This is a genomic window from Nonlabens ponticola (genome assembly GCF_003966335.1).
Taxonomy (GTDB): domain Bacteria; phylum Bacteroidota; class Bacteroidia; order Flavobacteriales; family Flavobacteriaceae; genus Nonlabens; species Nonlabens ponticola.
This window is the reverse complement of the sequence record NZ_CP034549.1, coordinates 1,442,325-1,465,589: the sequence shown is the minus strand read 5'-3', so window position 1 is coordinate 1,465,589 and position 23,265 is coordinate 1,442,325. Positions and strand designations below refer to the sequence as shown.

Below are 23,265 nucleotides of genomic sequence, written 5' to 3'. Positions count from 1 at the left end.
TTAGTATTATTTAACACGTCTAGGTCTTACCAGCGAGTAGTATCTTTGAATCATGACAAGTATTGAACACCTTAAGCAAGCAGAGCAAAAAGCGGAAAACCTTTTTCAAGAAGCCGTCAAGCGCAACATCATACGTGCTGGACAGACTGAAAAAGAGATCAATGAGGCAATATTTAAGCTTGCCAGAGAATTATACGGGATTGAGAAATACTGGCACAAACGCATAGTGCGTGCTGGTAGAAATACGCTTCATCCATATGAAGAAAATCCAGAAAATCTAGTGGTTCAAGAAGACGATATTGTATTTCTTGACTTCGGGCCTATCATAGAAGAATGGGAAGCTGATTACGGCCGTACCTACGTCTTAGGAAACGATGAAATAAAAAAGAAACTAGCAGCAGATTCTGAAAAGCTTTGGTATATCGCTCAGAAGTACTTGACCGACAATCCGTCTATGACTGGTTCACAATTGTATGAGTACTGTGCGGAACTTGCTGCAGATCACGGTTGGGAATATGGTGGACCTATAGCTGGACACTTGATAGGTCACTTTCCACATGAGCAGCTAGAAAAAGAATTGAAAACCAATTACATACATCCAGAAAATCATGTGCCAATGAACGCACTGGATCAATCAGGAAATCAACGTCACTGGATCATCGAGATCCATATCGTGGATAAGAAAAAAGAAATAGGTGCTTTTTTTGAGCAGGTAGCTGTCTAGAGTCTACTGTATTTCTGCCGTCAGGCCTGCATCTAACAACGCGCTGCATCGTGGCTCTAGATCCTCGTATTCACCGGTTTTTACATTGCACTTGCCCTTATAATGTACGATCAGGCTGCATTGTTCGGCTTGAAGTGGCGTGTGTTCACATACATCAACGAGCATATCAATGACGTGGTCAAAAGTGTTGACCTCATCATTAAAAAGAACGATCTTGTTCTCTTTCTTTTCAGCTACCTCAATATCTAATTCTGGTAACTCCTGTATTTGTGTACTCATCATCATAACAGTACAAAATTATAAAAACTATGCCTTGCTCAAAAATCTTTAACTACTCATTTACTTTTTGATGAACAATGGCGACACCCATTGATCGCGCTGTCTATGCGATATGTATTCTAGTCCTACCTGTGTGCAAGCTGCTTTTATCTGGTCAAGATCTTCTAGATAAAAACCGCTTAGCAAGATTTTGCCACCGCTCGACAAACAACCAGCATAAGTTGGAATGTCGGCCAGTAGGATATTGCGGTTGATATTTGCAATGATTAAATCATAGTAGCGATCTCCAAGCTGCTCTGCACCACCCAGAATAACCTCAACCTTATCGACTTGATTGCGCTGCACATTTTCAAGTGCATTTTCATAACACCACGTGTCAATATCTATCGCATCTACCGCCGCTGCACCTGTCAACCTTGCAAGAATGGCGAGAACCCCAGTACCGCTACCCATATCCAGTACCTTTTGATCAGTAGGATTTAACTCGAGTAGATGCTCGATCATCATGTGCGTTGTTTGATGGTGACCCGTGCCAAAACTCATTTTTGGCTCTATCACGATGTCATATTCCAGGCCTTTGGACTCGTGAAATGGCGCTCGCACCTCGCAGCGGTCTTGCACGGTGATAGGTTCAAAGTTCTTTTCCCATTCATGATTCCAGTTGGTTGGTGGTATGTTTGCTTTCGCGAAAGCTAACTCAACATCATCATACTGCCACAAGTCCAACTGTTTTACTAGGTCATCGCTGTCGATATCTTCCAGCACATAAGCCAAAAGTCCTGTCTCAGTCTCCATGAAGCTCTCAAAACCTAGCTCACCTAATTGCGCGGCAAGCACATCGACCCAAGGCTGCACAGGCATTACCGTAAACGTGTACTCTACATATAGCTGGTCTGTAACCTTACTCATATTCTAGAAAGAACGTGCGATTTGCACAAAAGAGTTGGCATCCAGCGATGCGCCGCCTACTAGACCACCATCAACATCTGGCTTTGCAAAAATCTCACGTGCGTTGGCCGGTTTTACACTACCGCCATATAAAATGCTGGTGTTGCTAGCGACTTTGCCACCGTATTTATTCTCAATAAATGTGCGTAAATGCGCGTGCATTTCCTGAGCCTGTTCTGGTGATGCGGTCTCACCAGTTCCTATGGCCCAGACTGGTTCATAGGCAATGACGATCTGTTTCCAGTCTTTGTCCTCTAGCTGAAACAGTGCTTTTTCTACTTGGTTTGTTACGGTCTTAAAGTGATTACCACTATTGCGTTCATCAAGATGCTCACCACAGCAAAAAATCACTCGCATACCTTCTTTAATACAGGCTGATACTTTTCCTCTAAGCTGGTCATCGTTTTCCTTGAAAATATCGCGACGCTCAGAATGACCTATGATGACAGTCTTTATACCAACGCTTTGCAACATATCGATAGAAACCTCACCGGTGTAAGCACCTTTGTGATGTTGTGATACATTTTGCGCCACGACTTCAATAGGCGAATTGAGGCTGGCGTTGAAAGCGGCGTAAAGAAATAGATGGGAAGGCGCGACCATGATCTCGCAATCTAGGTTATCAATACCTTCGGCTTGAATTTCTGCAATAAGCGACTGTGTTCCCGGTAGGTCACAGTTCATTTTCCAGTTTCCTGCTAGTATATTATTTCTCATTGTACACCTCGTTATAAGTAGTTTCTGGAATGAGTTGCTTGATATAGTTCTCATTTCCTTTTTCTAGCACCATAAACTGCCAGTGTTCAGCATCTTCTGGTTGCGCGGCTAGTACTTTTTTGTTAGACTTGATCGTAAAGTACATGGTATTTGGATCTAGTGATACATTCTCTTCACCAAATTGTGCCTTGATGGCCGTTTCGGTTTGTTTCAAAAATTCATCTTGAGAAGCGCCGCTATCATTCATTGTTTTCTCGTCAAATCTCATTTTGAGATTTTGATTGTACTCTAGCGTCTTGTAGGCAGTATCCTCTACGTCCTGTAATTCATTGACTGCTAAAATTTCTACGTCACCTATGATCATGTCCATACCTGGAGTAGACACAGCAGCTCTCCAGCTTTGTGATAATTGTTTTCTGGAAACTAAATGAAAAATGGATGGGATTGTAAGATCCAATGCTTTCTCGTATTCTTTATCCTGTATCGCGCTAATGTATTTATTGAAGTCCTCTTTTACCTCTTCGTTTTGAGAAGTTCCCACGCAGGAAGTGAAGACTAATAAAAGCATTAAAACAGGTTGTAATATTCTCGTGTTCATAGTTACTGTAATTTTTGTCTCAAAGATAGAGAAATAAGGTGACGACCTCTAGAAAGCCTACTGTAGATTTACTCGTGGATCCAGCCAGACATAAATCAAATCAACTAACAAGTTGATCAGGATAAACATGGTAGCGATGACTAGTACAGCGCCAGTTACAATAGGTAAATCCAACGTATTGAGTGCCTCGACAATTTCCTTGCCTATGCCATTCCAATTGAAGATATATTCCACAAATACGGCACCTGCAAGCATACTAGCAAACCAGCCGCTCACTGCGGTGATGACTGGATTGAGTGCATTTTTAAGCGCATGTTTCATGATGACCTGATAGCGCGTGAGACCTTTGGCATAAGCGGTTGTGATGTATTCTTGACACAATACTTCCAGCAGGCTATTGCGCATCAATTGGGTGACTACCGCTAGCGGACGTATTCCCAAAACCACTGCTGGTAAGATCAAATTGCGACATTTGAGTTCTAGATTCTCACCATAATCGTCTAGTTCATAAAGACTACCGCTCATGCTTAAACCAGTGACCTCATGCAGCACATAACCAAAAACAAATGCAAAGATGATCGCACTAAAAAAGCTGGGTACACTCATTCCCAACGTACTCACGACTTGAATTAATCGATCAATCCATGAATCTCTGTACAAAGCAGAAAATACACCGAGTAAAACACCTAGAAACAATGCCACCAAAATCGCACTACTGGCGAGCAATAGCGTATTAGGCAAGGTCTCGCCTATCACAGCACTTACTCGCTTACCGTTTTTTTGAAAGGATTCTCGCAGATAAGGCCATTTGAACATGAGCGTAATAGATGATACGGTAACCACATCTATACCTGTGTATTTACCATCATCATAAGTAAAATCTTCTGGTTGCATGCTATGAAAAGACAACGGACTCAAATCATTCAGGAAATAACCATACTGAGTTAACAGCGGCTGGTTGAATCCGTACTTGTTGCGAAGATTTTCTAGCTGTTCCTCGCTTTCATTTTGTCCCATCATCATTTGGGCTGGATCACCAGGCAACAGATAGAACAGCAAAAATACTACGGTAACCACACCGTAGAGAGTTAGAACAGCATAGCCTAATTTACGCAGCAGGTAGCCTATCATAGAGAAATTTCTTCCAGGTCATTCCAGTGCGCTTTTTGTGTGATCACACCATTTTCAACCACCATGATTCCAGGATTAGAACGTATCATGGTTTTAAGCGCCGTGGCATCTGTAGTGTAGAATTCTATATCTAGGTTGTAATTCTCTTTTGCCTCGTTAATATCATCAGGGCCTGATGCTGTGAGCGCGATGACTTCGTATCCATTATTTTGAGCGTTTTGAATAAACTCTGGTAATTTGTACATGCCATCACTTTCTGATTGTACCAGTCTGTACATGATGACAAATACTACCTTTTCCTTATTCAAATATTCTTGCGTATAATCCTGATCGCCTTGCATAATAGAAAAGTCGTGGATAGGTGGCTCATATCCTTTTTCTAGTAGTCGTGTTTCCACTTTAGAATAATTAGGTCTTCCTTCTGGTGGTAAGCCGCTAGTAGTAACTATTTCTTCTTCTCCATCTACCTCATAGTACCAGTCAAATCCATACACGTCTGGTCGATTAGGATCTTCCTGCATCGCTTGATCGATGTTGGTTCCTATTTTAAAAGCTCTAAAGTCCAGCACCGGTAAATGCATCAACACATAATAAGCCAATCCAAAACATGCAATCGTCACCAATAATGTAACTATCATCGATGTGAATTTTGAAAAGAATGGTTTGATCAAGGAAACGTTCATGAACAAGATGACAATCATGATGAGTAGGAACACATCCTTGGCAAAACTTTCCCATGGCACCAGCGGTATCGCATCACCAAAACAGCCACAATCGGTCACCTTATTGAAGTAAGCCGAATAAAATGTGAGAAAGGTAAAGAACAAGATCATCAACAGCAGCGACCATACGGTAAACCTGCGCTGAAATCCTAGTATAAGCATCACACCCATCACTACTTCAAGAATCACCAGAAATATAGCCAGCGGCAATGCAAATGGCTGCAAAAACTCAAGACCCAATACCGCAGCGCTAAAGTATTCTTCTAACTTAAACGAGAATCCTACAGGATCATTGAGCTTTACCAATCCACTAAAAATGAACAGTATACCAACAAAACAGCGGCAAAATTGTACTAGAAACTTCATAAGCTTTTCAAAAGTTTAAATATAAGGATGCTAGTTAGCTTTCGCGAAAGCGTAACCCACAAAAAAGCCTTGAACCAAATGATCCAAGGCTTTATAATATCATTAAAGGATCGACTACTTAACGTCCACTAACTCTACGTCAAAAACCAGCGTCGCATTAGGCGGTATCACGCCACCAGCGCCAGCACTGCCGTAACCTAGGTGCGATGGGATCACAAACCGCGCCTTATCGCCTACCTGCAACATGGTGATTCCTTCATCCCAACCAGCGATGACCTGGCCTACACCTACCTGAAAATCAATAGGTTTCTTACGTTCAAAACTAGAGTCAAATACCTTACCATCTGGCAACATACCTTTATAGTGCACACTTACCTGATCGCCCTTATTGGCTTTTTTACCATCACCCTTGTTGATGATCTTGTAGCGCAAACCGCTATCGGTTTTATCAAAGCCAGCAGCGATCTCGTCCAGTTCCTGATCAGCTTGTTTTCTAGCTTGCTCTTCACGCAGCTTTGCAGCGCCTTCAAATTTTCTGAAAGATTCCACGGCGTTGTAAGCCTCGGCATCGGCGCCTTGTCGTTTGATGGTGACCGATTTGATCTCGTCACCTTGCTCGATCTTATTGACGACATCCATGCCTTCTACCACCTTACCAAAAACGGTGTGCTTGTCATCCAGCCATGCCGTCTCCACATGCGTGATAAAAAACTGGGATCCATTAGTTCCAGGACCAGCGTTTGCCATACTCAAGACACCAGGCCCGTCGTGACGCAATTCTGGATGAAATTCATCATCAAACTTGTAACCTGGGCCACCAGCGCCAGTTCCTTGTGGATCACCACCTTGAATCATAAAGTCAGGAATCACACGGTGAAATTTAAGACCGTCGTAATAATGCGTTCCTTGAGCCTTGGCGTCGTTCTCTAGATTACCTTCGGCAAGGGCAACAAAATTTCCTACCGTTCCTGGTGTGCGTTTATAGTGTAATTGCACAAGAATCTCGCCTTTACTCGTGTCAAAATGTGCGTAAATACCATCGTTCATATCAAATCAATTTTTAAAAGTGCAAAGGTAAAGCATACAAACCGTGCTCGCCAACAGTAACATCATCGCATAAAAAAACCCGATTACATGAATCGGGTTCCTGATTTAATATGCTTTCTAGAAGTCTCTTCTACGTTTTTTATCCTTGACTTTATACTTGTTATTGCCACGACCGCGATCGTTATAGGCAACATCATTATAATGGCGCTTATCGATCTTTCCAAAGTTGCGGAATCTACGATCGTTCCTACCATAGTTTTTCCAGAACTTCACCTGTCCGCGAGCGGCCAGCAATTGACCATTGCGGTGATATCTCACATCCAGGCCACCTACATAATCCAGCGTGCCGCGATGGTACCCAACATCTACCCTACCTATCTGCGTTACACGACCACGTCTATCATAAAAGATTTGTGTATTGTTCACCCGTATCGGCAAGCCTTGACGATTGTATCGCACCTGTCTGCCGCGCAAGCCTCTACGGCGATCTACCGCACGTCTTGAGTAGTGATAGATTTGATTGTTACGTCGCAGATCAAACTCGATGTGCCCATCTGGATACACATAAAAGTCCGCTTGATTCATGGAGAACGTTACCGGTTCCATCCATCTGTAGCGATTAGAAAAACCGTCTATCGGCCCTTCAATGTTTTGGTCGGTTGCCTGTGCAGTGGTCATCATGAGACCAGCTGCCATAAATAGTAATAGTTTTTTCATGACTATAAGTTTAAGATCTGCCTACTCTAGTAGCTTTTCGGCTTCCGCTTGCTAGGTAGATTTCAACGATCGTGCCATTTACTACAACGTTTGCGTAACTAGTATTTAGAGAACTTATAAATCACCTGATAATAAGCAGTTTATCCTATGGGATTATTTTAAGGGCGTTTCCTCGCTCATCGCTTGGCCAGGCTCTACGCTATATCTTTTTATGGCTACGGTAGCCATTAAAAGGATGCCGCTGCGATCCTTAACGCGAAACCAACCAAGAATAACAATATCGATTTATATCTATTATCTTGTAATCTGAAGATCAAAGCAGGCGACGATGAAAACCTTAATCCTACTCACAATAATATCTGTAGCCTTTATGACTAGCGCTACTGCCCAGACCGAATTTGAATTGGAACCCACACAAAGCATGATCATGACGGGCAAAGGCCCAGGTCAAGACGCTACCATCAATCCTTATACTGGACAAGATTGTATTGCCGTTATTGAAAACATTGGCAAACGAGAGTTTTCTATTAGAATACAAAAGCAGGGAAAAGTCATCAAAACAATAGCCGTCAAAAAAGGAAAAACTAAAAAAATCAACTTGCTCAAGGATCAAGAACTATATCTGGATACACAGGTTAAGACTAGGGCTCGAGTGTCTTATGAGGCTTTGGAGAAATAGCTAAAAACCATGTATATTTTTGGTATTAAGATTTCAGAAACACCCTTTAGAACGACACAATATTTTTTAGCACAGCACATATCTTATGTAGAGTTTTGATAGATTTGAATTATGATGTTTAAACAACTTAGCATAAATACATTCAGATTATTATTGATAATGCTTATTTCATTGGTAATAATTTCCTGCAGCTCAGACGACGATGAGGACTGTATGAAAACAATCACAATTCCACAATCTTATACGGTCGGTAATCAAACTTTTACCACAGAAAGTTCCCTAGAAGTACCTTGCGATTTTCCAGAACCTACAGGAATAGAAGTTATTGAACCACCTTACCTTGCAGAATTCTCATACGAGATTGAGTCCTTTGAATTTATACCTGACACTGGTAATAATACGAGATACTTTAATTTCAGCATTCGTATGAATAATTTGAGTGATGAAGATGTTACAGGTGTACCTATTTTGACTACAAGAAGTGATGAAATTACGGGCAGTGGTCCGTTCTTTAGAAATATCGCTACTAATAATTGCACTAGCATTGAAGCAAATTCAAACTGCCTATTTACAGTTGATTATGAAGAAAGTCTCATTTATGGAATTATCAATGAATACGAAATACTTGACGTAGACTATGTATTAACTAATTAGAATTGATTTAGATTCTAGTTACCTACCTCGCTTATAAACTTCAAGCGATACAAGCGCAGTTCATCATCGTCATAATCGCCGTCAAATTCTTCCATCGCGGCATCGATGCTGTCATTATCTGCCTCTAGAAAGTACTCGTGAAGTTCTTCTTGCTGGTCGTCATCCAGCATCTCATCAACCCAGTAGCTTATGTTGAGTTTGGTACCGCTGTAAACGATGCTCTCCAGTTCCTTGATAAGCTCGTCCATCTCCATGCCCTTGGCGTCGGCGATGTCTTCAAAACTTAGTTTACGGTCGATACTGGTGATAAAATAAAGCTTATTACCACTTTTTGCACCTGTGGATTTAATGACCATCTCGTCGGGACGCGAGATGTCGTTATCCTCGACATATCGATTGATGAGCTCGATAAATGGTTTACCAAATTTCCTTGCCTTACCATCGCCTACACCATGAATATTTGCCAGCTCCTCTATGGTCAATGGATATTTTGTCGCCATATCATCAATGGATGGATCCTGAAAGACTACGTAGGGCGGCACGTTTTTTTGCTTGCCCACTTTCTTACGCAGCTCTTTGAGCATCTTTACCAGCGTGGCATCCATGGATCCAGCAACGGCAGCATTGCCTGATGGTGCATCATCATGATAGGTATGGTCGTCGCTCATCATGAAGCTGGTTCCTGATTTAAGGAACGCACGACCAGCGTCGGTCATCTTGATGGTGCCATAGGATTCAATGTCCTTTCTTATGTATCTCGCTACGAGAACCTGGCGTATAAGTGCCGTCCAATAGGACGCCTCTTTATCCTTACCGCTACCAAAGAAATCTTGTTCCTCTAACTTGTGGCTTGAGATCATGGCGTTGCTCTTTCCTATAAGGATGCGCACTATGTCTTTGGCCTTGTAGCGCTCGCCAGCGGCATCAACTACCTTGATTAATTTCTTGACGTCATCAATGGCCTCGCGCTGTGGTTTGGGATTGCGCATATTGTCATCCATATCGCCACCTAGACCAGTGGCTGGATCAAACTCTTCGCCAAAATAATGTAGGATATACTGCCTGCGACTCATGCTAGTTTCTGAGTAGCCTACCATTTCCTGCAAGAGCGCGTGTCCTATTTCCTGTTCGGCAATGGGTTTACCGCTCATGAATTTTTCAAGCTTTTCAATGTCCTTATAGGCATAGTAGGCAAGACAGTGACCTTCACCACCATCACGACCTGCACGACCTGTTTCTTGATAATAGGATTCAATACTTTTAGGAATGTCATGGTGAATGACAAATCGCACATCGGGCTTGTCGATTCCCATACCAAAGGCGATAGTCGCCACCACCACATCCACATCTTCCATCAGGAATTGATCCTGATGCAGCGCTCTGGTTTTGGCGTCCAGTCCAGCATGATAGGGAACAGCCTTGATGCCGTTTACCTGCAGTACTTGAGCTAGCTCTTCTACGCGCTTGCGAGACAAGCAGTACACGATGCCAGACTTGCCCTCGTTTTGCTTGATAAAACGTGTGATATCTGCATCTACCTGTGCGGTTTTAGGTCGCACCTCATAATAGAGATTGGGTCTATTAAACGATGCCTTAAAAGTGGTGGCATCCTGTATTTGTAAATTCTTGAGGATATCTTCCTGAACCTTGGGCGTTGCCGTTGCGGTAAGTCCTATGATGGGAATCTCATCGCCTATGCGATCAATGATCTTGCGCAAGTTGCGGTATTCAGGCCTGAAATCATGACCCCATTCACTAATACAATGAGCCTCATCGACAGCAAGAAATGATATATTCTGCTCTTTTAAAAACTCTGCATATTCTTCCTTAGTGAGCGATTCTGGTGCAACGTACAATAACTTGGTAACTCCATTAGTGATGTCTTCCTTGACTTGCTGCACCTCACCTTTAGTCAAGCTACTGTTGAGTACGTGCGCCACACCATCATTGTCAGAAATACCACGTATGGCATCCACTTGATTCTTCATGAGTGCGATGAGCGGTGACACGACGATCGCTGTACCATCCTGCATCAAGGCAGGCAATTGATAACACAAGGATTTACCGCCACCAGTAGGCATTATCACAAAGACATCTTCCTTATTGAGTAATGAGGTAATCACTTGTTTTTGCAGTCCTCTAAACTGATCAAAACCAAAATATTTCTTGAGATGCGCTTCTAATTCAGACTGCTTAAATGCCATACGGCTGCTCGCTTTTTGTTTATCTTTGTATGCTCAATTTACGATTAAATTCTTTTTACACAAACACTTTAAATCCGCAGGCTTTTTTGAATACCGTAGATCAAATCTTGCAAGTGGCTCGACGCACTGTGCGCATCGAGGCAAATGCTATTAAAGAGTTAGAGAATTCTATTGATTCCGCTTTCGCGAAAGCGGTACAACACATACACTCCTCGCAAGGAAGAGTCATCATTACTGGTATAGGCAAGAGTGCTATCATCGCCCAGAAAATCGTGGCTACCATGAACAGCACGGGCACGCCAGCCATATTCATGCATGCAGCAGATGCGATTCATGGAGATCTAGGCATCGTTCAAAAAAACGACGTGGTAGTCTGTATCTCAAAAAGCGGAAACACGCCAGAGATCAAAGTGCTCGTGCCACTGATCAAGAATTTTGACAACAAGCTTGTCGCCATTACAAGTCATCGAGAATCATTCTTAGGTCAAGAAGCAGATTATGTCCTGCACGCGCCTATTCAAGAAGAGGCGTGTCCCAATGGGCTAGCGCCCACCACTAGCACGACGGCGCAGCTTGTCATTGGTGATGCATTAGCTATTTGCTTATTAGAGCTCAAAGGATTTACTGATCAGGATTTTGCACGCTATCATCCAGGTGGCGCGCTAGGTAAAAAATTATATCTGCGCGTTCAAGATCTAGTAGAACAACGTCCTAAACCTGCCGTATCGCCAGCGACTAGTTTGCGTGAGGTAATCGTCACCATTTCAGAACACATGCTAGGCATGACAGCTGTAGTAGAAAACAATCAACTAGTTGGCATTATTACCGATGGTGATTTGCGTCGCATGCTGTCCAGCGGTAAGGATATCGATAGTCTAACAGCTACAGATATCATGAGCGGCCAGCCTAAAACGATAACAGTAGATAGTATGGCCGTGCAGGCACGCGAGCTCATGGAAGAACTTAATGTATCGCAGCTTATCGCAGTAGATGCAAATGGCAATTATGCTGGTGTGGTGCACATTCACGATGTTATAAGAGAAGGTATCGTATAAATGGCACGCAAGGCTGATCCAAATAATATGTCCTTTCTTGACCACGTAGAAGAGCTGCGCTGGGCACTTATACGCAGTTTGATAGGCATATTTATAGGAGCGATTATTGCCTTTATTGCTAAGGACTTTATCTTCAACACCATCATTTTTGGGCCTATCAAGAGAAATTTTGTCACCTATGAGGTATTCTGTAACATAGGTAGATTTCTAGGTTTTGAAAGCGAGTTTTGTGATCCTAATTTCAACTTTATCATTCAGTCCCGTGAGATGTCCGACTTATTTTCGGCTCACATCTGGACGTCGATCACGGTAGGTTTTGTCGTGGCATTTCCCTGGGTACTGTGGCAGGTATGGCAATTTATCGCGCCAGGTCTTAAGGCCAATGAGCGCAAGTATAGTAAGGGTTTTATAGGAATAAGCAGTTTACTTTTTTTTATAGGAGTAGTTTTTGGTTACTACGTGATCGCGCCGCTATCCGTTCACTTTATGCTGACCTATGAGTTGAGTGACATGGTAGAAACCCAACCTAGCTTGCAGAGTTATATCGCCTACATACGTGCCAGCGCACTTGCCAGTGGTATCCTGTTTGAGCTACCTATCATCATTTATTTCTTGACCAAAGTAGGTCTTGCCACACCAGAAGGCATGCGCAAATACCGCAAGTTTGCACTCGTTGCGGTACTGGTGATTGCCGCTGTTATAACGCCACCAGACGTAGCGAGCCAGGTCATCGTAGCTATTCCAGTGCTTATACTTTATGAGATAAGCATCTATATTTCAAAATTTGTTTTGAAACGCGACGCAAGACGCAAACGTAAATTAAATACCACATGAGTAATCCAGTAGAAGAATTTAACAGCTATCGCGCTCGCATGAACGATGCCATCCTAGCTGATAACAATAAAATCATCAAACGCATCTTTAATCTAGACACCAACGCTTTTGCAGAAGGTGCTCTAGATAAAAAAACCAAAGAATTACTAGGCCTTGTCGCCAGTACGGTTTTGCGTTGTGATGACTGTGTAAAATACCATCTAGAAGAAAGTCATAAGGCTGGACTTTCTAAAGAAGAGGTTGTTGAGGCGCTCGCCATTGCAAATCTGGTAGGCGGCACCATCGTGATACCACATCTGAGACGCGCCTATGAATATTGGGATGCTGTTGAAGAGCAAGCGGCTAATCAATAAGATCACATGAGATACAGGAGCAAAAAAGGATTTTTAATGATATTGGTAGTTGTTACCGTATGCAGTATTCTTTTTTACCTGATGTATTCTGGCTTGCACAATAGCCAGAAGGAACTGTCCTTTTGGATTCCTAGTATTGTCATCATGCTCATCATTCCGCTGTTGCTGCTATGGATATTGTTTCAAACCTATTACAAACTAGGCGATGGAAAACTCAAGTACGTCTCTGGTCCATTGCGTGGGTCGATTGAGATCAAGGACATCAATCGTATTATCAAGAATACAACGCTTTGGGTAGGTTTAAAACCAGCCACTGCTCGCAACGGTATCATTATTAAGTACGGCAGCTATGACGAGCTGTACATAAGTCCTAAAAGAGCCGACAAATTCATTGAGCATTTGCTAGAACTCAATCCAGAGATCATTGTGAGCGATGAAGAGGATTATGCTTCTATTTAATTACTAATCAATTCCCCATGAAAATATATACTAAGACAGGAGATGAAGGAACTACGGCACTTTTTGGCGGTACGCGAGTTCCCAAGCACAATTTGCGCATTGATAGCTACGGCACTATTGATGAACTTAATTCATGGATGGGATTGATAAGAGATCAAGATGTAGATGCGCTTGTTAAGGCTACCATCATCACCATACAGCATCACCTCTTTACCATTGGTGCCATTCTCGCGACACCACCTGAAAAAGAGACCTTAAAAAACGGTAAGGAACGCCTAAACATCTCAAAGATTAGTGATGCAGATATTGAACTATTGGAGCATGAGATGGACCGCATGGATCAAGACCTACCACAAATGACTCACTTTATATTGCCTGGCGGCCATGAATCTGTGTCATATTGTCACATCACACGCACCGTTTGCCGTCGTGCAGAGCGTTTGTGTGCAGAACTCAATGCGCAAACGCCAGTCGATCCTCAAGTATTGAAGTACGTCAATAGACTATCTGACTACCTTTTTGTCTTGGCACGTAAATTGTCAAAAGACCTACAAGCAGAAGAGATCAAGTGGATCCCAAAAAAGCACTAATAATGGAGTCGTAGAAAGCATAGTAATGCTCTCACCATTGTTAAAATAAGGGGAAAAAGTACTTCACCATTTTTGCAGGAACAATTTGATTTCTAGAAGCTTAAACGCTCTTTCAAATCTTGAGTCTTAAAATTTAAAAAAAACTTGCACAGGTAGGCAATAATTCTATTTTTGCAAAAAATTAAACGAGTATAATTATGTATTGGACACTAGAACTAGCATCGTATTTAAGTGATGCACCTTGGCCAGCAGAAAAGGACGAACTTATCGACTATGCCATCCGTACGGGTGCGCCTCTAGAGGTAGTGGAGAATCTTCAGGCCATTGAGGATGAAGGTGACTCTTATGAATCGATCCAGGAAATCTGGCCCGATTACCCAACAGACGACGACTACCTCTGGAATGAGGATGAGTATTAATGGTCATAGACCCTTTAAAAAAGTCTCGCAAGAGGCTTTTTTTTTGTTTTAAATTTAAGACCTTAGCAAGAGCGATTTAATTAAGTTAAATAGCTATTAATCAGTAATATAACAATTCATGGGACTATTAGATTCCGTTTTAAAAATATTTGTAGGCGATAAATCAAAAAAGGATGTGGCAGAGCTGCGACCTTATGTTGATCAAGTACTCGCCATTGAACCGTCACTAGAGGCATTGAGCATTGATGAACTGCGTCATAAAACGGTAGAGTTTAAAGAGAAGATAGCTTTCGCGAAAGCGGAAACACTACAACAGATATCCACTCTTAAAGAAGATGCTGACAAGGAAGAAGATATCGACGCTCGTGAGGAAATCTATGAACGTATCGACGCGCTAGAAGATGTGGCATACCAGCAGGCAGAAGATGTCTTGCATGAGATCATGCCAGAGGCATTTGCCGTGATGAAAGAAACAGCAAAGCGCTTTTTCCACAACCCAGAAATTAGAGTCACGGCAACTGCTCGTGATCGAGAATTGAGCGGCGAGAAAGACTATGTAGAACTAGATGGTGATCACGCCATATGGCACAACTCATGGGATGCCGCTGGTAAAGCAGTAACCTGGGACATGATTCACTATGATGTACAACTTATAGGTGGTGCAGCATTGCACAAAGGCAAAATTGCCGAGATGCAAACTGGTGAAGGTAAAACGCTTGTGGCAACCTTGCCTGTTTATTTAAATGCCTTAACTGGTAACGGTGTACACGTAGTTACCGTGAATGATTACCTGGCAAAGCGTGATGGCGCCTGGATAGGACCTCTTTTTGAATTTCACGGTCTTTCCATAGACTGTATTGATTACCACAAGCCTAATTCTGATTCCAGAAGGCAAGCCTATCTAGCAGATATCACTTACGGAACCAATAATGAGTTTGGTTTTGACTACCTGCGTGATAATATGGCGCACAGCACCAAGGATCTTGTGCAACGCAAGCACAATTATGCGATCATAGATGAGATTGACTCTGTCTTGATTGATGATGCGCGTACACCTTTGATTATCTCTGGACCCGTACCAGAAGGTGATCGTCAGGAATTTGATGTACTTAAAAGACCCGTAGAAAATATTGTTAGTGTACAGCGCAAGCAACTGGTACAGACGCTGGCTAAAGCTAAAAAACTTATCAGTGAAGGCGACACTAAAGAAGGTGGACTTGAGCTATTGCGTGTTTATAGAGGATTACCTAAAAATAAGGCTCTCATAAAATTCTTGAGTGAAGAAGGAATCAAGCAATTGCTGCAAAAGACTGAGAACTTTTACATGCAGGATAATAATCGTGAGATGCCTAAAGTAGATGCAGAACTTTACTTTGTCATTGACGAGAAAAACAATCAGGTAGAGCTTACCGATAAAGGTATTGAGTTCCTATCTGGTGAGGACGATCCAGACTTTTTTGTAATGCCAGAAGTAGGTCTAGAAATAGGTCGCATCGAGAGTGAAGGATTAAGCAAGGAAGAAGAAGCTGAGAAGAAGGAAGAACTCTTCCGTGAATTTGCGGTAAAGTCAGAGCGTATTCACACGCTTAACCAATTACTTAAAGCCTATACCCTATTTGAACGTGATACAGAATATGTCGTCATGTCCAAAGACAAGAAAGTTCGCGACGCTGCGACTGGTGGCGTTAAAACTACCAGCGAGGAGCAAGTGATGATCGTTGATGAGCAAACAGGTCGTATCATGGATGGTCGTCGATACAGCGATGGATTGCACCAGGCGATTGAGGCCAAGGAAAACGTAAAAATTCAGGATGCCACGCAGACATTTGCGACCATCACGCTGCAGAATTACTTCCGCATGTATCGCAAGTTGTCTGGTATGACAGGTACTGCAGTAACCGAGGCTGGTGAATTCTGGGAAATCTACAAACTTGATGTTGTGGAAATTCCTACCAATAGACCTATCGCTCGTGATGACCGTCAAGATCTTGTTTATAAAACTAAGCGTGAAAAATACGGTGCCGTTATAGAAGAAGTTACAAGACTTAAAGAACAAGGAAGGCCAGTTCTTATAGGTACTACATCTGTTGATATATCTGAGCTATTGAGTAGAACACTACAACGTGCTGGTATAGAGCACAACGTATTGAATGCAAAACAACACAAGAAAGAATCAGAGATCGTTGCAGACGCTGGTAACGCTGGACAAATCACCATCGCTACCAACATGGCAGGTCGTGGTACCGACATCAAATTATCAGACGAGGTTAAAAAAGCTGGTGGTCTGGCCATTATTGGTACAGAGCGTCATGACTCTCGTCGTGTAGACAGACAGTTGCGTGGTCGTGCTGGTCGTCAAGGAGACCCAGGAAGTTCACAATTCTACGTGTCGCTTGAAGATAACTTGATGCGATTGTTCGGCTCTGAGCGTATGGCCAAGACCATGGACAGACTAGGAATGAAGGAAGGCGAAGTGATCCAGCATTCCATGATATCCAAGTCCATCGAGCGAGCACAGAAAAAAGTAGAGGAAAACGCCTTTGGTGTACGTAAGCGCTTATTGGAATATGATGATGTCATGAACGCACAGCGTGAAGTTATTTACAAGCGTCGTTTCAATGCCTTGAACGGTGATCGACTTGCCGTGGATCTTGCTAACATGATCTATGATATTTCAGAAAATATCGCGCAGACTAATAAAATCTCGCAAGACTTTAAAAACTTTGACTTTGAACTGATACGCTACTTCTCAATGAGCAGTCCTATCAGCGAAGAAGAATTTAAATCTAAAAGCGATCAACAAATTGCTGGTATTGTTTACAAGGCTGCTTACCAGCATTACAAGGAAAAAATGGAGCGCACCGCGCAAGAGGTATTCCCAGTAATTAAGAATGTGGTAGAAAATGATGAACGCAATTATGAGCGTATCGCGGTTCCATTCACTGATGGTATCAAGACCATCAACGTCTCTACCAACCTTAAGGATGCTTATGAAAGTGAAGGAAAGACGCTCGTAAACGATTTTGAAAAGAACATCACGCTAGCAATCATCGATGATTCATGGAAAACGCACTTGCGTAAAATGGATGAATTGAAGCAAAGCGTACAGCTAGCCGTTCACGAGCAAAAAGACCCTTTATTAATCTATAAGTTTGAAGCTTTTGAGCTATTCCGTGAGATGATTGACAAGGTGAATAAAGAGGTAATTGGTTTCTTATTTAAAGGAGATTTGCCTACTAGAGATTCACAGGCCATCCAGGAAGCGCGCCAACAAAAGGCTGAAAAGACGACCACTAGCAAGGATGAAGTCTTAAACAGTGATGAGCGAGCAGCTCAATCAAGAGCCGTAGGTGCTGGTGCCAGCCGTCAACGTCAACCGGTGACTGAGACCATTACACGCGAGCAGCCTAAGATAGGTCGCAACGATAAAGTCACTATCAAAAACATCATGACAGGTGAGTCAAAGGATTGTAAGTACAAAGCTGCAATCCCATTGATTAATAAAGGTGAATGGGTGTTGGATAAATACTAGTGCGATGTAGCTTTCGCGAAAGCGTAATTATAAGAGATGCTCTGCAAATAGTAGAGCATTTTTTGTTGGGTAACACTTCATCATTTCGATTATTTTATATTTGATTTCACTTCTTTTACTTATAAATGATACGATCACTGCAATTTGCCATATTCTTTTATTTAGCTACTGGCCTGGGACAAATAAATGTGGGCATTGAAGAAAAGGGCACAATTACTCCATTAAAAGAGTCATTTGTAGAGCAGCTTTCAAATACTACATTGATTTTTGTCAAACCAGATTACTTAGAAAAACAAAAGCTTCAGTCGTTGATTGAAGAAGTTTGGTCTATATCACCATTTTTGATCATAGATCATGCAGAATTCGATCCATTGGAGTACAGTTTGCCCAAATATTCAGTTTGCAGATTTTCTCCTAATGTCAACACACTTACCACTAATGGTCTCATGAGCTATTTCGCAAATCATCAATTGGATTTTTATGTTTGGGATAAATCTAAACAGCTTGAAAATCTAGAAGAACTGAGGCTTACAGATTTTGATAAAGAAAAATATACTTTGGCAAAAGAACGTATGATTGTTCAATCAAAAACATCGTTTGCGACTGTAGCATTGCACGATAATAACCTTGCCGTTGCTGATATTAACCAAAGCGTATTAAAAGATAAAAAGAGCTCACTCGTCGACGAAGGGCTGATGGATAAAAATCAAGACAAACTCAATATCGCAGATATTTATACTAATGTCTATAAGAAGGATTATTACTACAATCTTGATTACGGCATGCTTAAAAATTATTTACAGGCCATAAGTGATGCTATACAAAATGACTTTGTCATAAGCAGATATGACAATACCGCCTCTTCAGAATTGCAAAACCTTAAAACAAACACTCTGTACATTCCTTCATACACGCGCATCAAACTTAATATCCTGAGCAGTGTCTACGAAGTTGACAAGGATTTTTTGATCAAAAAAATGAAGAAGTATGATCACGAGTACAAAGTCGTTGATACAGACAGTATCAACGAAAAGATCATGGCAGGAGAAAGTTTTTATTATTTGAGGTATGTCGACCTTTTCCGGTCTCAATATATTGAAGTCGTTCAATCTCAAACAGGTAAAGTGATCTTCAGCAATCGAGCGCTAAAAGGTCTATTTACCAAAAACCTACAAAGCAAGCATTTTAAAAACTTGGCCAAAGCGATAGATGATTTTTGATTCAGCAAAGACCCATGAACCAACTGCTGAAAAATTTTCACCTTAACATTCCTCAAAGTTTATACCTACCTGATCCTTCTTATCTTGACAACAAAAACGATGAGCGATAAAAGCAAAGACGAGATCTATGACGAGTTCTATAATGTAGTCAACATGACGCCCAGCGAACTGGAAGACTGGCTAGAAACAGACAAATCAAAAAGTGTAGGCAGCGATAGCGGCGATGGCGAGTCCAAAGGTCATAAATCTGGACGCAAGATCATCAAGATCAAAAACAAGAAAAAAGACGAGCTTACAGACACCAATTATGACCACATGAATAAGGTCATAGGCTATGTACACAGACATAAAGCACAGACTCCTGATAGCGATATTAAAGAAAGCGACTGGAGATACAGTTTAAAAAACTGGGGCCACGATCCATGCAAAGAAATGGACTGCTAGTCATCTCCTATTGAGATAAAATGCGATCTTTATGCATCCTAAAAGTCGCAATTTGTCTACCTCACACATCAATCCACGTCATCGATTCATTAAAAAGGATCTGGACGTGGATTTGCTTTTTTACAATCTTAGAAAGGGCGACATCAGTGCCTTGAGCAAGGCAATTACTTTGGTTGAGAGTACTGCTGGTGGCGATTCCGCTTTCGCGAAAGCGTTACTTAAAAAAAGCCTACCTCACTCTGGAAAATCATTTAGATTAGGAATAACAGGCGTGCCAGGCGTTGGTAAATCTACATTTATTGAAGCGCTAGGAATTCAATTGATTACTGCAGATAAAAAGGTTGCCGTGCTGGCGATTGATCCATCCAGTAGTCAATCGCGTGGTAGTATTCTAGGCGATAAGACCCGTATGGAAGAGCTGGTCAAGAGCGATAAAGCCTTTATCAGACCTAGTCCTGCCGGTGCAACATTAGGTGGTGTGGCTCGCAAGACTCGAGAGGCGATTATTTTATGTGAGGCAGCTGGCTATGATTTTATCATAGTTGAAACAGTTGGTGTAGGTCAAAGCGAGACCGCTGTTCACAGTATGACAGACTTTTTTCTACTGCTCAAACTTGCCGGCGCCGGCGATGATTTACAAGGTATCAAGCGTGGCATCATGGAAATGGCAGATGCTATCGTGATCAACAAGGCAGATGGTGACAATGAATCAGCCGCACAACGGGCTAGACGAGAGTTTCAAAATGCCGTGCACATGCTGCCAGTAAAATCTCATCAATTCCTAGTAAGAGCATTTACATGTAGCGCTATCAATTCATCTGGAATTGAGGATATACATGAACATCTTACCGATTTTGAAAGCCAAACAAAGGAGAGCCATCACTTTCAAAAACGCAGAGAGCAACAAGAACTTTACTGGTTCCATCAAACCATCGAGGATCGATTGAAGTCTGACTTTTACCATAAAACAGATGTAGTTTCAAGAATTAAAAATTTGGAACAACAGATTTTAAAGCGAGAAATAACAGCTTTTGATGCAGCAGATGCTATTCTAAAACAATCTTAATGAAGAGCTTATTTGTGATTCTCATCAGCTTTTGCACCTATAGCCTAGCGGCTCAATCAGGATTTCAGGTGGTAGATGATAGCACTGGTGCTGGTATTCCATTAGTAAATATTTGGATTAAAAATTCTAACACTGGTACAACGAGCGATGCAAGCGGCCGTTTTGGGATTATGATTAAAGAAAAAGATACTCTAATATTGAGTGCCTTAGGGTATCAATCTCTTGAAATTGCTGCTGACGAGCTTGATCAAACGATCAGTTTAAAAGAAAGCCTAACACAGCTTGAGGATGTCATAATTGAGAAACCTAAAGGCACGGAAATCAAATCTTACGGCGCAATTAAAAGCAGAAAATCGAGTCTCTATATATCATGTGGTTTGAAACCATGGAAGATTGGGATGATTATACCCAAGGATTCTGCTTATCACAACACTCCTTTCCTCTCCAAATTAAAACTGGTCACCAGCAGTGATATCAAGGATGCCAAATTTGAGATACAACTCTATGCTGGAAATGATAGTTTGAAACAATTTCCCTTGCATGACGACCGTATTTACGGTCACGCTAAAAAGGGAAGGAAAATCACCGAAGTTGATCTGGACTCATTGAATATTAGATTTCCAGATACTGGATTGATGATTGTATATGAATTTCTTATCATAGATGAGAATAAGCATACCTATACCTATACTGATAGCGATGGTAAAAAACGAAAGGACGGTATTTCATACGAACCTAAAATCGCCGTACGTGATAGGCAATTCAGGAATTCTAGCTTGAGTAGATATTCAGGTGGGAAATGGCTTTCTCTTGAGAATAACTTCAATAAAGGCAATGATTATGAACTTGCTATAGAGCTGGTGATGACCAATTGATCATATTATTTGCTAGTTGGTTTTTCTGTATTTTGCTTTCGCGAAAGCAAAACCTCTAAAAATCAATATACCTAGTAATAAGCCCATAATGCCGCCCATAAGCACATCACCTAGATAGTGAAGTCCTAAATAAACACGGCTGTAGGCTACTAAAAAAGCCCAAATGATGGTTACGACGCATAAAACTCGCTGCGATTGCCATAAAAGCAAACAAACAAATGTCGCTAGACCTATCGCGCTACTGGCGTGTGCACTGTAAAAGCCATAGGTACCACCACTGCGGCCCACTTTAGAAATTATACCATCCAGCGCTGGTTCTCTAAAAGGTCGCAAACGCTCAAATCCATCTTTGAAAAGATTTGCAATCTGGTCACTTGCCGCTATTAAAATTGCTATAGCTAGCAAAGAAATCAATGTGTTCTTCCAGCCTAGTTTCTGGTAAAAAAAATAAAGCAACACCAGATAAAAAGGTATCGCATATAGTTTGTGAGTGATGATATTGAAAAACAGATCGACGCCGTCGTTTCCCCAATCATTGAGCGCAACGGTAGCATCCCAATCCAGCTCTTTTACATCATTCATTTTCGTAAAATTCAGACTCTGTATCATAGAATCTGCTGGCTTCTTCTACTAGGTTTTTAGTTTCCTCGGCTAGATCTTCCTTGTCTGCCTTATCGATATCCTCGAGAAACTCCAGCTCATCATCTTTGAGATTAATGATAAATCGTGGATAATCTAGATGTATCACAAAAATATCTTCGGGATGTTGTGAGTTATCACCTATGAGAAATCTGGGTAATTGCATGCTTATTGTAATATAGTCGCAAGCTAGTAAATTCTAGATATAGATAACATAAAGTAAAATTGAAAAACTAAATTTGTGACATGCAAGAAATTCTTACCGCAGACAATTTACAGAAGGCCTACAAAGGCAGACCAGTCGTAAAAGGCGTATCGCTCGAGGTGAATCAAGGCGAGATTGTGGGTTTGCTAGGACCCAATGGTGCCGGCAAAACTACCACATTCTATATGATGGTAGGTCTGGTAAAGCCTACGGCCGGCAAAGTATTTTTAAACGATATAGATATTACCAAATATGCCATGTACAAGCGCGCACAAAATGGTATAGGTTATCTGGCTCAAGAGGCATCGGTTTTCCGCAAGCTATCCATCGAGGATAACATTCTAGGTGTATTACAATTAACTGATCTTTCTAAAAAAGAGCAGCGTGAGCGTTGCGACCTGTTACTGGAGGAATTTGGTTTGACAGAGCGTCGCAAACGTCGTGGTGATCTACTTTCTGGTGGTGAGCGACGCCGCACCGAGATCGCTCGTGCACTAGCGACAAATCCTAACTTTATACTACTGGACGAGCCGTTCGCTGGTGTGGATCCAGTCGCGGTAGAAGATATACAACGTATAGTCGCGCAGCTGACTAAGAAGAATATTGGTATTCTTATTACCGATCACAACGTTCAAGAAACACTCGCCATTACAGACCGTACTTACCTCATGTTTGAAGGTAAAATCCTAAAACAAGGAAACCCAGAAGAACTCGCCGAAGACGAAGTCGTACGTCGCGTCTATCTAGGACAAAACTTTGAATTGAGAAAGAAGAAGATTTTTGAGTAG

At 41.8% G+C, this 23,265-nt stretch carries 26 protein-coding genes; 15 read left to right on the top strand and 11 right to left on the bottom strand.

Going from position 1 to position 23,265, the window contains the following annotated elements; translation table 11 throughout:
- The first annotated feature begins 52 nt into the window (after window positions 1–52).
- The gene (locus EJ995_RS06585; RefSeq protein ID WP_126446823.1) at window positions 53–724 is read left to right on the top strand and encodes a M24 family metallopeptidase; all 672 of its coding nucleotides are present in this window, start codon (window positions 53–55) and stop codon (window positions 722–724) included.
- Between the two features lie 3 nt (window positions 725–727).
- On the opposite strand, the gene EJ995_RS06580 is transcribed toward EJ995_RS06585, so the two are convergent.
- The 8 genes from EJ995_RS06580 to EJ995_RS06545 all read right to left on the bottom strand — a co-directional run bounded on the left by EJ995_RS06580 (window position 728) and on the right by EJ995_RS06545 (window position 7,249).
- Entirely contained in the window at window positions 728–1,003 is a 276-nt protein-coding gene (locus EJ995_RS06580) for an ATP-dependent Clp protease adaptor ClpS (RefSeq protein ID WP_126446821.1), read from the bottom strand.
- A gap of 60 nt (window positions 1,004–1,063) precedes the next feature.
- On the bottom strand, window positions 1,064–1,912 hold the full coding sequence (prmA, locus tag EJ995_RS06575; protein ID WP_126446819.1) for a 50S ribosomal protein L11 methyltransferase: 849 nt from the start codon (window positions 1,910–1,912) through the stop codon (window positions 1,064–1,066).
- 3 nt (window positions 1,913–1,915) lie between these two features.
- A complete protein-coding gene (gene tpiA, locus EJ995_RS06570) occupies window positions 1,916–2,668 on the bottom strand; it encodes a triose-phosphate isomerase (protein ID WP_126446817.1) in 753 nt (250 codons plus the stop codon).
- Window positions 2,658–3,236, bottom strand: coding sequence for a hypothetical protein (locus EJ995_RS06565; RefSeq protein WP_126446815.1), 579 nt, complete (start codon window positions 3,234–3,236; stop codon window positions 2,658–2,660). Before EJ995_RS06565 ends, tpiA begins: the two co-directional genes overlap by 11 nt.
- 87 nt (window positions 3,237–3,323) lie before the next feature.
- Complete coding sequence (locus tag EJ995_RS06560) at window positions 3,324–4,397, bottom strand: ABC transporter permease (protein ID WP_126446813.1); 1,074 nt, start codon at window positions 4,395–4,397, stop codon at window positions 3,324–3,326.
- A complete protein-coding gene (locus tag EJ995_RS06555; RefSeq protein WP_126446810.1) occupies window positions 4,394–5,485 on the bottom strand; it encodes a BT_3928 family protein in 1,092 nt (363 codons plus the stop codon). Before EJ995_RS06555 ends, EJ995_RS06560 begins: the two co-directional genes overlap by 4 nt.
- 114 nt (window positions 5,486–5,599) lie before the next feature.
- The gene (locus EJ995_RS06550; protein ID WP_126446808.1) at window positions 5,600–6,532 is read right to left on the bottom strand and encodes a peptidylprolyl isomerase; all 933 of its coding nucleotides are present in this window, start codon (window positions 6,530–6,532) and stop codon (window positions 5,600–5,602) included.
- Window positions 6,533–6,649: 117 nt separating this feature from the next.
- The gene (locus tag EJ995_RS06545) at window positions 6,650–7,249 is read right to left on the bottom strand and encodes a hypothetical protein (protein WP_126446806.1); all 600 of its coding nucleotides are present in this window, start codon (window positions 7,247–7,249) and stop codon (window positions 6,650–6,652) included.
- Window positions 7,250–7,577: 328 nt separating this feature from the next.
- Between EJ995_RS06545 and EJ995_RS06540 the strand changes: the two genes are divergently transcribed.
- On the top strand, window positions 7,578–7,928 hold the full coding sequence (locus EJ995_RS06540; protein ID WP_126446804.1) for a hypothetical protein: 351 nt from the start codon (window positions 7,578–7,580) through the stop codon (window positions 7,926–7,928).
- Between the two features lie 213 nt (window positions 7,929–8,141).
- Window positions 8,142–8,582 carry a hypothetical protein gene (locus EJ995_RS06535; RefSeq protein ID WP_126446802.1) on the top strand — a complete coding sequence of 147 codons (441 nt, stop codon included), beginning with the start codon at window positions 8,142–8,144 and terminating at the stop codon, window positions 8,580–8,582.
- A gap of 14 nt (window positions 8,583–8,596) precedes the next feature.
- Here the strand turns inward: EJ995_RS06535 and recQ are convergent, their stop codons facing one another.
- The gene (recQ, locus tag EJ995_RS06530; RefSeq protein ID WP_126446800.1) at window positions 8,597–10,786 is read right to left on the bottom strand and encodes a DNA helicase RecQ; all 2,190 of its coding nucleotides are present in this window, start codon (window positions 10,784–10,786) and stop codon (window positions 8,597–8,599) included.
- An 86-nt stretch (window positions 10,787–10,872) separates the two neighbouring features.
- On the opposite strand from recQ, the gene EJ995_RS06525 reads away from it, so the two are divergent.
- From EJ995_RS06525 to EJ995_RS06475, 11 genes are all read left to right on the top strand, one after another.
- On the top strand, window positions 10,873–11,841 hold the full coding sequence (locus EJ995_RS06525) for a KpsF/GutQ family sugar-phosphate isomerase (protein WP_126446798.1): 969 nt from the start codon (window positions 10,873–10,875) through the stop codon (window positions 11,839–11,841).
- Window positions 11,842–12,675 carry a twin-arginine translocase subunit TatC gene (gene tatC / locus EJ995_RS06520; protein WP_126446796.1) on the top strand — a complete coding sequence of 278 codons (834 nt, stop codon included), beginning with the start codon at window positions 11,842–11,844 and terminating at the stop codon, window positions 12,673–12,675.
- A complete protein-coding gene (locus EJ995_RS06515) occupies window positions 12,672–13,028 on the top strand; it encodes a carboxymuconolactone decarboxylase family protein (protein ID WP_126446794.1) in 357 nt (118 codons plus the stop codon). The genes tatC and EJ995_RS06515 overlap by 4 nt, the downstream gene beginning before the upstream one ends.
- A gap of 6 nt (window positions 13,029–13,034) precedes the next feature.
- The gene (locus tag EJ995_RS06510; protein WP_126446792.1) at window positions 13,035–13,487 is read left to right on the top strand and encodes a PH domain-containing protein; all 453 of its coding nucleotides are present in this window, start codon (window positions 13,035–13,037) and stop codon (window positions 13,485–13,487) included.
- Window positions 13,488–13,504: 17 nt separating this feature from the next.
- Entirely contained in the window at window positions 13,505–14,077 is a 573-nt protein-coding gene (locus EJ995_RS06505) for a cob(I)yrinic acid a,c-diamide adenosyltransferase (RefSeq protein ID WP_126446790.1), read from the top strand.
- 197 nt (window positions 14,078–14,274) lie between these two features.
- Window positions 14,275–14,496, top strand: a complete 222-nt coding sequence (locus EJ995_RS06500; protein ID WP_055413277.1) for a DUF2795 domain-containing protein — start codon at window positions 14,275–14,277, stop codon at window positions 14,494–14,496.
- 118 nt (window positions 14,497–14,614) lie between these two features.
- Window positions 14,615–18,028, top strand: coding sequence for a preprotein translocase subunit SecA (gene secA / locus EJ995_RS06495; RefSeq protein WP_126446789.1), 3,414 nt, complete (start codon window positions 14,615–14,617; stop codon window positions 18,026–18,028).
- A gap of 125 nt (window positions 18,029–18,153) precedes the next feature.
- Entirely contained in the window at window positions 18,154–19,248 is a 1,095-nt protein-coding gene (locus EJ995_RS06490) for a hypothetical protein (RefSeq protein ID WP_126446787.1), read from the top strand.
- A 99-nt stretch (window positions 19,249–19,347) separates the two neighbouring features.
- On the top strand, window positions 19,348–19,692 hold the full coding sequence (locus EJ995_RS06485) for a DUF3140 domain-containing protein (protein ID WP_126446785.1): 345 nt from the start codon (window positions 19,348–19,350) through the stop codon (window positions 19,690–19,692).
- A 31-nt stretch (window positions 19,693–19,723) separates the two neighbouring features.
- The gene (gene meaB / locus EJ995_RS06480) at window positions 19,724–20,758 is read left to right on the top strand and encodes a methylmalonyl Co-A mutase-associated GTPase MeaB (protein ID WP_126446782.1); all 1,035 of its coding nucleotides are present in this window, start codon (window positions 19,724–19,726) and stop codon (window positions 20,756–20,758) included.
- Window positions 20,758–21,633, top strand: coding sequence for a carboxypeptidase-like regulatory domain-containing protein (locus EJ995_RS06475; protein WP_126446780.1), 876 nt, complete (start codon window positions 20,758–20,760; stop codon window positions 21,631–21,633). The genes meaB and EJ995_RS06475 overlap by 1 nt, the downstream gene beginning before the upstream one ends.
- Before the next feature lie 12 nt (window positions 21,634–21,645).
- Here the strand turns inward: EJ995_RS06475 and EJ995_RS06470 are convergent, their stop codons facing one another.
- On the bottom strand, window positions 21,646–22,215 hold the full coding sequence (locus tag EJ995_RS06470) for a phosphatase PAP2 family protein (protein ID WP_126446778.1): 570 nt from the start codon (window positions 22,213–22,215) through the stop codon (window positions 21,646–21,648).
- Entirely contained in the window at window positions 22,208–22,438 is a 231-nt protein-coding gene (locus EJ995_RS06465; RefSeq protein ID WP_126446776.1) for a hypothetical protein, read from the bottom strand. The genes EJ995_RS06470 and EJ995_RS06465 overlap by 8 nt, the downstream gene beginning before the upstream one ends.
- Before the next feature lie 80 nt (window positions 22,439–22,518).
- On the opposite strand from EJ995_RS06465, the gene lptB reads away from it, so the two are divergent.
- Window positions 22,519–23,265 carry an LPS export ABC transporter ATP-binding protein gene (lptB, locus tag EJ995_RS06460; protein WP_126446774.1) on the top strand — a complete coding sequence of 249 codons (747 nt, stop codon included), beginning with the start codon at window positions 22,519–22,521 and terminating at the stop codon, window positions 23,263–23,265.

Bases quoted from the DNA above. Each gene is read 5' to 3' on its own strand.
- EJ995_RS06470 (WP_126446778.1), bottom strand. From the start codon at position 22,215: ATGAATGATGTAAAAGAGCTGGATTGGGATGCTACCGTTGCGCTCAAT.
- EJ995_RS06565 (WP_126446815.1), bottom strand. From the start codon at position 3,236: ATGCTTTTATTAGTCTTCACTTCCTGCGTGGGAACTTCTCAAAACGAA.
- EJ995_RS06555 (WP_126446810.1), bottom strand. From the start codon at position 5,485: ATGAAGTTTCTAGTACAATTTTGCCGCTGTTTTGTTGGTATACTGTTC.
- EJ995_RS06535 (WP_126446802.1), top strand. From the start codon at position 8,142: ATGAAAACAATCACAATTCCACAATCTTATACGGTCGGTAATCAAACT.
- EJ995_RS06465 (WP_126446776.1), bottom strand. From the start codon at position 22,438: ATGCAATTACCCAGATTTCTCATAGGTGATAACTCACAACATCCCGAA.
- EJ995_RS06515 (WP_126446794.1), top strand. From the start codon at position 12,672: ATGAGTAATCCAGTAGAAGAATTTAACAGCTATCGCGCTCGCATGAAC.
- meaB (WP_126446782.1), top strand. From the start codon at position 19,724: ATGCATCCTAAAAGTCGCAATTTGTCTACCTCACACATCAATCCACGT.
- tatC (WP_126446796.1), top strand. From the start codon at position 11,842: ATGGCACGCAAGGCTGATCCAAATAATATGTCCTTTCTTGACCACGTA.
- EJ995_RS06580 (WP_126446821.1), bottom strand. From the start codon at position 1,003: ATGAGTACACAAATACAGGAGTTACCAGAATTAGATATTGAGGTAGCT.
- tpiA (WP_126446817.1), bottom strand. From the start codon at position 2,668: ATGAGAAATAATATACTAGCAGGAAACTGGAAAATGAACTGTGACCTA.
- EJ995_RS06560 (WP_126446813.1), bottom strand. From the start codon at position 4,397: ATGATAGGCTACCTGCTGCGTAAATTAGGCTATGCTGTTCTAACTCTC.
- EJ995_RS06490 (WP_126446787.1), top strand. From the start codon at position 18,154: ATGATACGATCACTGCAATTTGCCATATTCTTTTATTTAGCTACTGGC.
- lptB (WP_126446774.1), top strand. From the start codon at position 22,519: ATGCAAGAAATTCTTACCGCAGACAATTTACAGAAGGCCTACAAAGGC.
- EJ995_RS06545 (WP_126446806.1), bottom strand. From the start codon at position 7,249: ATGAAAAAACTATTACTATTTATGGCAGCTGGTCTCATGATGACCACT.
- EJ995_RS06505 (WP_126446790.1), top strand. From the start codon at position 13,505: ATGAAAATATATACTAAGACAGGAGATGAAGGAACTACGGCACTTTTT.
- EJ995_RS06485 (WP_126446785.1), top strand. From the start codon at position 19,348: ATGAGCGATAAAAGCAAAGACGAGATCTATGACGAGTTCTATAATGTA.
- EJ995_RS06550 (WP_126446808.1), bottom strand. From the start codon at position 6,532: ATGAACGATGGTATTTACGCACATTTTGACACGAGTAAAGGCGAGATT.
- EJ995_RS06585 (WP_126446823.1), top strand. From the start codon at position 53: ATGACAAGTATTGAACACCTTAAGCAAGCAGAGCAAAAAGCGGAAAAC.
- recQ (WP_126446800.1), bottom strand. From the start codon at position 10,786: ATGGCATTTAAGCAGTCTGAATTAGAAGCGCATCTCAAGAAATATTTT.
- prmA (WP_126446819.1), bottom strand. From the start codon at position 1,912: ATGAGTAAGGTTACAGACCAGCTATATGTAGAGTACACGTTTACGGTA.
- EJ995_RS06500 (WP_055413277.1), top strand. From the start codon at position 14,275: ATGTATTGGACACTAGAACTAGCATCGTATTTAAGTGATGCACCTTGG.
- EJ995_RS06510 (WP_126446792.1), top strand. From the start codon at position 13,035: ATGAGATACAGGAGCAAAAAAGGATTTTTAATGATATTGGTAGTTGTT.
- secA (WP_126446789.1), top strand. From the start codon at position 14,615: ATGGGACTATTAGATTCCGTTTTAAAAATATTTGTAGGCGATAAATCA.
- EJ995_RS06540 (WP_126446804.1), top strand. From the start codon at position 7,578: ATGAAAACCTTAATCCTACTCACAATAATATCTGTAGCCTTTATGACT.
- EJ995_RS06475 (WP_126446780.1), top strand. From the start codon at position 20,758: ATGAAGAGCTTATTTGTGATTCTCATCAGCTTTTGCACCTATAGCCTA.